This is a genomic window from Streptomyces sp. NPDC001393 (genome assembly GCF_053597455.1).
Map to the genome: position 1 here is coordinate 1 of NZ_JBSFIH010000056.1, position 7663 is coordinate 7663.

Consider the following 7663-nt stretch of genomic DNA (forward strand, 5'->3'; position numbering starts at 1 on the left):
TCGGCCACCCGGAGGAACTCGGCCGGGGTGAACAGCACCCCCTGCGAGGAGCGCCAGCGCGCCTGTGCACCAAGATTGGTGCGGCCCGCCCTCGTGTCCGGCTCCGTGTGGTGCACGGCCGTGGTGATTCCGACGACGAGCTGCCTCGGCCGGAAGAACCAGTTGGCCTCCCGCCCGGCAGTTCCGGGAACTCAGTCGAACAGCAGTAGTTCGGCGTTCGCCGTCTGCGTCTTCTGCGGGCGCCGCAGCTGCGGCTTGAGTGCGCCGTGTCGCTGCCGATGGGCCCGCACCTCCAGCCATACGGCCACTCGGGCGGCCATTCGTAGTCCTCGCCGAGCGCGAGGAGGTAGCCGTACTCGCCGGTCTCCGGCGTCCATGTGGTCTCAGCAATGATCAATGATGGTCTCCTCACGCGCAGGGGCACCCCCGGCTCGCCGGGGGTGCCCCATGGTCAGGCCTGGGCCTGCAGCGCCCAGGTCTCCGGCACGCCGAGGTCGTCGTACAGCCGCTGGCGCTGGCTGGGACTGAGGGTGGTGGCCGCGGCCAGGAGGTCGGCCTCCTGGCCCGCTGCCGTCTCGACGATCCCCCGCGCGATCGCTGTCCGGACTGCAGGTGGCAGTGCGGGGAGCATCCGGCGAAGGTCGGTCAGGGCCTCCTCAGGGGTGCGGGAGGCGCGGAAGGCGGTGAGCACGGCGCCCAGCTCGTTGTCGCCGGCGTACTGCGGGAGTGTCCAATAGACGGCGGATCCGATGATCAAGGAGACGCCTGATGAGCGAGACCATCACCGAGCACGAGGCCGTGGAAGAGCCGGTCATCGAGTCGGCCGCGGAGGCGGTGTCGGACGAGCAGTTGATCGCGATGCTCGTCGACCGCGCCCGGTCCGACGGGCTGCAGCTGACCGGCGAGGGCGGGCTGCTGCAGCAGCTGACCAAGCGGGTCCTGGAGTCCGCCCTGGAGGGCGAGATCACCGATCACGTCGGCTATGACAAGCACGACGCGGCGGGCCGAGGCAGCGGCAACAGCCGTAACGGCACCCGGGCCAAGACCGTGCTGACCGACGTCGGCCCAGTTGAGGTGAAGGTGCCCCGCGACACCGCCGGCACCTTCGAACCGCAGATCGTCCGCAAGCGGCAGCGCCGCCTGACCGGCGTTGATGAGATGGTGCTCTCGTTGTCCGCGAAGGGTCTGACGCACGGAGAGACATCGGCTCATCTGGCCGAGGTGTACGGCGCGGAAGTGTCCAAGCAGACCATCAGCACGATCACGGACAAGGTGATGGAGGGCATGACCGAATGGCAGTCGCGCCCGCTCGACCGCGTCTATCCGGTGGTCTTCGTGGACGCCATCAGCGTGAAGATTCGCAATGGCAAGGTCGCCAACCGTCCCATCTACGTCGCGATGGCCGTCACCGTCGACGGCACCCGCGACATTCTCAGGATCTGGGCCGGTGACGGCGGTGAGGGTGCCAAGCATTGACTCCAGGTCTTCACCGAGCTGAAGAATCGCGGAGTCGAGGATGTCCTGATGCTCGTCTGCGACGGGCTGAAGGGTCTGCCGGACGCGGTCGAGACGGTCTGGCCCCGAACTGTCGTCCAAACGTGTATCGTTCACTTGATTCGCAACAGCATCCGGTACTGCGCCCGCCAGGGCTGGGACAAGGCCGCCAAGGATCTGAAGCCCGTCTACACCGCTCCCAGCGACGCCGCCGCGACCGAACGGTTCCTGGAGTTCTCCGAGAAGTGGGGCACCAAGTATCCGGCCGTGATCAAGCTGTGGTCCGACGCCTGGGCCGAGATGGTGCCCTTCCTCTCTTTCGACGTCGAGATCCGCAAGGTCATCTGCAGCACCAATGCGATCGAGAGCGTCAACGCCCGCATCCGCAAGGCGGTTCGGGCCCACGGCCACTTCCCGTCGGAGGCCGCCGCGTTGAAGTGCGTCTACATGGCGCTGATGAGCCTGGACCCGACCGGCAAGGGCCGACGCCGCTGGACGATGCGCTGGAAGGCGCCCTTGAACGCCTTCCAGATCGCCTTCGATGGCCGCCTGACCCCCACCGACCAGCGATAACCCAACAAACAAGATCAGCCGTTAAGTTAACACACCCGTCCGGTGCTGGAGTAGATCGCTGAGGTAGTTGACGTCGTCCGCCTCGTCCTCCCAACTCGCGTTCAGCAGCGCCTCCGGCGTGGTCCCGCCGACGATCAGGGCCACCGCGGTGACGTAAGTGCCCAGCTCCTCGTCCCAGTCGTAGGCGAGGTAGGCGTCGTGCAGTCCGTGGGCGATGTCGTCAAAGGTGAAGTACTCCGGGGCGTCAAGCCCGCACATCGCGAGGTCGCCGTGCACCCGTAGCTGCCCGGCCAGGATGAACTCGCCCCGGTAGCCCGCCTGGTCAGCAGCGCTGGATTCGTCGGCCGCCCACAGCGGCTCGTAGTTGGACTTCAGGACTTCGTGGATCGCCTCGGTGATCTTCATGGCGGTGAGTCTGACACGGCTGTCCGACACTCCATCGGCATGCGGCGCACGCTAGACCCCAGCCGACCCGCTTATGCGATCTTCCGCCGCAACCGCACGAGCACGTCGGTCTCCAGTCCATGATCAGGACAGGAGCAGCACGCGGTCCCAGACGGGCTCGTGCTGTTCGCTGTCCGGCCCGCCCGGGCCCGGCAGCACCGAGAGCAGTGCGGCGGCCACGCCCGCCGCGCCCTCCAAGATGCCGGGGTTGTCCTCGGCCGGTGGTCGTCCGTGCTGCGGACCGGTGGTGCCGCGGGGCCCGGCCAGGTGCCGGTAGCCGTAGTCGGCCTGTTCGTCCCAGGCTGCGGCGAGCCGGTCGGCCAGCCGGTCGCAGTGGTCGAGCAGCGCCTGGTCGGCGGCCTGCTGCCCGAGCCTCCACAGGCTCTGCAGGAAGCCCGCCTCGCCGTGGCAGACGGTGGGGCCCCTCAAACCGTCGAGGCTGCCTGGGCGGGCCAGCACCGCGTGGGTACCCGCCAGCGCGAGCCGGCTCCAGGTCTCCTCGCCGGTCACGCCGGCCGCGCGCAGCAGGCCGTTGGCGATGGCGACCGTGCCGTAGCACCAGGCGGCCCCCGCGGTGTCGGTGCGGGGCGAGGAGGGCAGGGGGCGTTCGCCGCGGGCCCGGGCCAACTCCTCGTCCAGCGGGAGCCGCCGCTGCCAGTACGGTCCGTAGGCGTCCCGGTCCGCCCGCTCGGCCAACCAGCCGCCGATCCGTCGCAGGGCGGCCGACTGCCCGTCGACCGCCACGCCCAGCTCGGCACTGCGGGCGAGCAGCGCCAGCGGGCCCGCGATGCCGTGCGCCGTCCCGAGATTGAGGTCCCCACGTGGGAAGCGGGCCCGGTCCGCCTCGGTCATCTGGCGGTGGCCGGGCACCCACCAGCCGGGCACCTCACGGCCGTCCACCCGCACCGGCCGGCTGACCGCGACGAGGTGGGCGAGGGTGGCGCGCAGCGCGGGCTCGGCCGCGGCCCGCTCCTCGGCGTCGCCGTCGGTGACCGCACCGAGCAGCACCCGGCCGACGCCGGCGGTGCCGGTGATGGCGTCGTAGCTGGACCAGGACACCCCTGGTCCGGCGGGCTCGGCCGCGAGGCGGGCGAGTTGCTCGGCCGCGACGTGTGCGGTCAGGGTGTGGCGCAGGCCCGGATAGTGACCTCCGACCCGGGCAGCCGCCTGAACGGCCGTCAGCACCGCGGCCGGGCCGTGATGCACGCCGAAGGAGGCCGTCCCGGTCAGGGCCTTGGCCGCCGCCGTCAGCCGGCCGTGCGCGGCGGGCAGTCGGCCCGGATCCCGGCGGGCCAGCTCGGCGAGGAGCAGGGCGACGCCGGAACCGCCCTCCAGTGCGACCGCGGGGCCGGTTGGGCGCGGCTCGTGGGTGAGGGCGGCGGCGACCCGGTCGACGACCGCCGCGATCCGCTCGGTGCTGCCGGGCACTGCTGCTGTGGTCACCGCTGGTGCTTCCTTTGGTGCTTCCTTCGGTCGGCGTTTGCGGTCACGCAGGCGCGGGCGAGGGCGTGTACGCGCAGCTCGGCGTCCCGGTCGGGTCCGAGCAGCCGGTTGCAGGACATGTGGAGCAGGCTCGCCAGCACCCCGGGCAGCGGCGACCAGCCGGCGCCGCGGGCGGCGAGCGCGTCCAACTGCTCGCGGTAGGCGCGCAGATGGCCGGTCTGGTCGGCCAGGGCCTGCGCCAGCCGGTCGCCCAGCGGATGCTCGGCCAGAGCGGGCCAGCCGCCGGCCGGGTCGATCAGCCGCAGCCACTGCGCCCGGTGGGTCCGGAAGCCGGCGGGCGGCTGCTCGCCGGCGGCGCTGCCTGCCAGCCAGGCTGCGCCCGGCTCCTGGTAGCGGGTCGGCGCGTTGACCGCGGGCGGCGGGCCGAAGGAGTGCGCGATGGCGGCGAGCGACAGGGCGGCCAGCGTCTCCTTGTCCCACGGCAGGTCACCGCTTGCGCCGTCGGTCTTCCGGGCGGTCCGCAGCAAGGTGAGCGCGGTACGGCTGTCCGCGGCGAAGAAGCGCTCGGCGGCCGCCTGGGCCTCGGGACCGCCGTAGCGCTCCCATTCGGGGTCGTAGCCGTCGAGTATGAACCGCCCGACGAGTCCCTGGGCCGTCCACTGCCGGACCGCGGTGCGCAGCGGCGGCAGCAGTTCCCGCCACAGGCCGTCAGCGGGCCCGTGGAACCGCAGCCGGAGGTGGTCGTCCGGGTCCCGGTACCGGACGAAGAACCATCGGTCGATCAACTCGCGGGGAGGGTCGGGGAGTTCGGCCAGGAACGGGGCGAGTTGCTCGGTCAGGAAGGAGTCCGCCTGCCGGCCCGAGAGGTAGAGCTTGGCGTACAGCCACTCGCCGCCGGGCTCGGCCAGCCGCGGCCCGGCCGGGCGCACCGCCGGGATGCGGGGTGCGGCGGGGGCGAGCGCCGCGGCCGTCGGCTCCCGGACGAAGGACAACGCCAGTTCGCAGCGGTGCGCCCGGTCCTCGGCGTCCCGCAGCCAGCCGTCGGCCCGCTCCTCCCCGCCGGGCAGCTCGACGGCGAGCAGATGGGGGTCCTTGGAGAGTGCGTCGCGCAGCAGCTCGCGGTGCCAGGGCTCGGACAGGTCAACCGGCAGCCGGAGGTCGGCGCGGGTCAGCACCAGCTGCTGCGGCGCACGCCAGCGCTCCCGCCAGTGCCGCACCGCCTCGGCCCAGCCGGCCGGATCGAGCCCGGTGTGCTCACGCAGCTCGTCCAGGCGCCAGGTGGCGGAGGCAAGCACCACCCGGCCGTAGCGCACCCGGGGCAGGAACGGCGCGCTGGTGGCCGGTCCCCAGTCCCAGGGCGCGTACGAGCGGTGAGCGTCCCGACCGACCTCGAGCAGGAAGCGGGCGGCGTTCGGCGCCTGGCCGCGCAGGTCCATCGCGTGGTGGGCGTGCGGCAGCAGCCGGCGCCCGGTCGGCAGGTGCACCAGATACAGGTGTTCGAAGGTGGCGGCCACGCCGATCTCGTCCAGCCGGACGGCGGTCGCGGCGGGGTCCGGCGGCAGCCCGATGGTCACCTCGTGCTCCGCGGTGCGCGGGCTGTTGGCGACGTTCAGCGCGCGGGTGAGCCGCGGCTGGTAGGCGACAGCTAGGTGGATCGCGTCCGGCTGCTCGGGGAAGGCGAAGGCGGCCAGCTCCTCGTTGACCGAGCCGGCCAGTCCGGCGAACCGGCCGTAGGTGGCGCCGGCCTCCAGCGCACCCGGTCCGCCACCGCCGACCAGCAGGAAGTCGCCCTCGGCCAGCGCCTGTCCGTCGGCGGCGACCAGGGTGCAGAACAGCTCGCAGGAGCGCGGCAGCAACTCGCGGGCCGGCTCCCCGGGGGCCAGTCGCGCCACCAGGTCGTCGTCGAGCACCACCTCCCGGGCGCCGTCGCGCACCGCCTCGGCGGCCAGTCGGCCCAGCAGCAGCTCCAGCTCGCGGGCCGGCCGCGGTGCCGGGTCCTCGCTGCGGGACGAGGCCGGCCAGGTGTAGCCGGCCGGCGCGCCGAGGCCGACCGTGTCGTCCAGCACCTGCAGCACCGGGACGACCCGATCGAGTCCGTAGCGCTCCAGGAAGTCCCGGTGGTAGCCGCGCAGCGGCGCCGGGCCGGGCACGGACAGCCGCCACAGCACGCCGAGCCCGCGGGCGGCCTCCTCGGCGACCGTGTGCGGCAGCCGCACCTCGGCATCCAGCGCCAGATCGACGTGGACCAGCCGGTCGGCGTCGGCGAGCCGACGCATCCTCTCCTCCAGTGCGGCCAGCACCGCGCCGCGCTCGCCGGGGGTGGCGGCGGCGTCGTAGCGGTCGCGGTCGGCGGCAATCGCGCGCAGAGCCGGCAGCAGCGGCAGCGGCCGGTCGGCGGACCGCTCCGTGGCGGTCAGTACGTCGATCACCCGGCTGAGCGGGTCGCCGCCGTCCAGCACCGGCCGCAGCCCGGTGATCAGGAACTCCTGGCGGACCAGCGTGGCCAGCAGGGCGGCGGCCGCGCCGGGTGGTGCTGCGGGGTAGCGCCGCTCCAGCTCGGCGACGGCCTCCTTGCCGGTCGTGCCGGCGGCGGCCAGTTCCAGCGCGGCGGCGACCACCGGCGTGAGCCGCACCGAGACCTCGCTGCGGGTGCTGTCGCCCGCCGTGGCACCGGGGTTGGAGGGCGCGGCCGTCACCAGCCGGCCGCCGCGCGGGATGGTCCCGGCATGGACGTGCAGGCTCAGGTGCGGGAGCAGGTCGCGGTCCTGCTCAAGCTGCTGGACCACGCGCAGCAGCCAGTCGAGATCGACCCGGGTACGACTGCGTGCCGGGCCGGACCAGGACACCTTCGCCGCCGGGCCGTCGGCCGCGGGGGCGAAGCGGACCGGGGCGACACCGGCGAAACGCCCGAACGGGGTGCAACGCGAACGCAGCCGGATCTCGTAGCGCAGCACGGAGACCACGGCGCGGCGCAGCTGGGCGTCGGTGCGACCGGCGAGCCCGGTGGGGCCCGTGCTCGCGGCCACCAGGCTCGCCAGGCTGGGGCTGGCGACCCGTAGGGCGTCCATGAAGACACCGTCGCCAGCCGCTCCGCTCAGCAGTTGCTCGCAGGCCGCGCGGTCGGTGGAAGAGGCGGCGGCCCAGGCGGCGCGGTGCTCGTAGCTGCGGCTCGGGGCTCGCAGCAGGGCGACCGGGGCGGTGCGGAAGAGCGGCTGGGGGGCGGGCGGCAACGGCATCGGTGGCAGTCCCTCGGTGGCGATCCCTGGCGTGGTCGGCGCGTCGGGCGCCGTGGCGGCCGGACGCGCGGGGGTGGGCCGCGGCCGACAGCCTTGGCGCGCCGACCCGTGGGCCCTCGGATGCCGGCTCCCTCGGGCGTACGCCGTGGACGGAGCCGGCCTTCTGCCTTGCTCAGCAGCCGCACTGAGTGGGGAAGGTGGACCAGCAGGTGAAGCTGCAGGTGATGGAGGTGAACGCGGCCTCGGCCAAGTGGGTGTCGTCCACCTCGATGCGGACGTCCAGGTCGAAGACACCGTCCTCAAGCTGGGTGTCGGCAAGGACCGGAAGAATGGCAGTGCTCATACCAATCTCCTTGAAGGGGTTGTCAGAGCGGTGAGCGGTGCACTGTCGGTCTTACGGGACTGCGGGGAGCGGTGCCGGCGCCGGTCGGCAGCCGTGCTCAGCAGCACCAGGTGGGGTAGCAGGAGGAACA

6 protein-coding genes and 1 pseudogene are annotated in these 7663 nt (G+C 72.9%); 1 reads left to right on the forward strand and 6 read right to left on the reverse strand.

All coding sequences use genetic code 11. The annotated features are described in order from the left end of the window. Positions 1-191: 191 nt before the first annotated feature. Complete coding sequence (locus ACWC2T_RS37380; protein ID WP_450674785.1) at positions 192-320, reverse strand: hypothetical protein; 129 nt, start codon at positions 318-320, stop codon at positions 192-194. Between the two features lie 131 nt (positions 321-451). After that, complete coding sequence (locus ACWC2T_RS37385; RefSeq protein ID WP_450674786.1) at positions 452-757, reverse strand: hypothetical protein; 306 nt, start codon at positions 755-757, stop codon at positions 452-454. An 11-nt stretch (positions 758-768) separates the two neighbouring features. On the opposite strand from ACWC2T_RS37385, the pseudogene ACWC2T_RS37390 reads away from it, so the two are divergent. Further along, a pseudogene (locus tag ACWC2T_RS37390) lies at positions 769-2067 on the forward strand (IS256 family transposase). 21 nt (positions 2068-2088) lie between these two features. Here the strand turns inward: ACWC2T_RS37390 and ACWC2T_RS37395 are convergent. The 4 genes from ACWC2T_RS37395 to ACWC2T_RS37410 all read right to left on the reverse strand — a co-directional run bounded on the left by ACWC2T_RS37395 (position 2089) and on the right by ACWC2T_RS37410 (position 7533). Continuing rightward, positions 2089-2472 carry a hypothetical protein gene (locus ACWC2T_RS37395; RefSeq protein ID WP_450674787.1) on the reverse strand — a complete coding sequence of 128 codons (384 nt, stop codon included), beginning with the start codon at positions 2470-2472 and terminating at the stop codon, positions 2089-2091. 123 nt (positions 2473-2595) lie between these two features. Next, positions 2596-3954, reverse strand: a complete 1359-nt coding sequence (locus tag ACWC2T_RS37400) for a lanthionine synthetase C family protein (protein ID WP_450674788.1) — start codon at positions 3952-3954, stop codon at positions 2596-2598. Continuing rightward, entirely contained in the window at positions 3951-7190 is a 3240-nt protein-coding gene (locus ACWC2T_RS37405; RefSeq protein WP_450674789.1) for a lantibiotic dehydratase, read from the reverse strand. The genes ACWC2T_RS37400 and ACWC2T_RS37405 overlap by 4 nt, the downstream gene beginning before the upstream one ends. A gap of 172 nt (positions 7191-7362) precedes the next feature. Then, positions 7363-7533, reverse strand: coding sequence for an FDLD family class I lanthipeptide (locus tag ACWC2T_RS37410; protein WP_450674790.1), 171 nt, complete (start codon positions 7531-7533; stop codon positions 7363-7365). Positions 7534-7663: the final 130 nt, after the last annotated feature.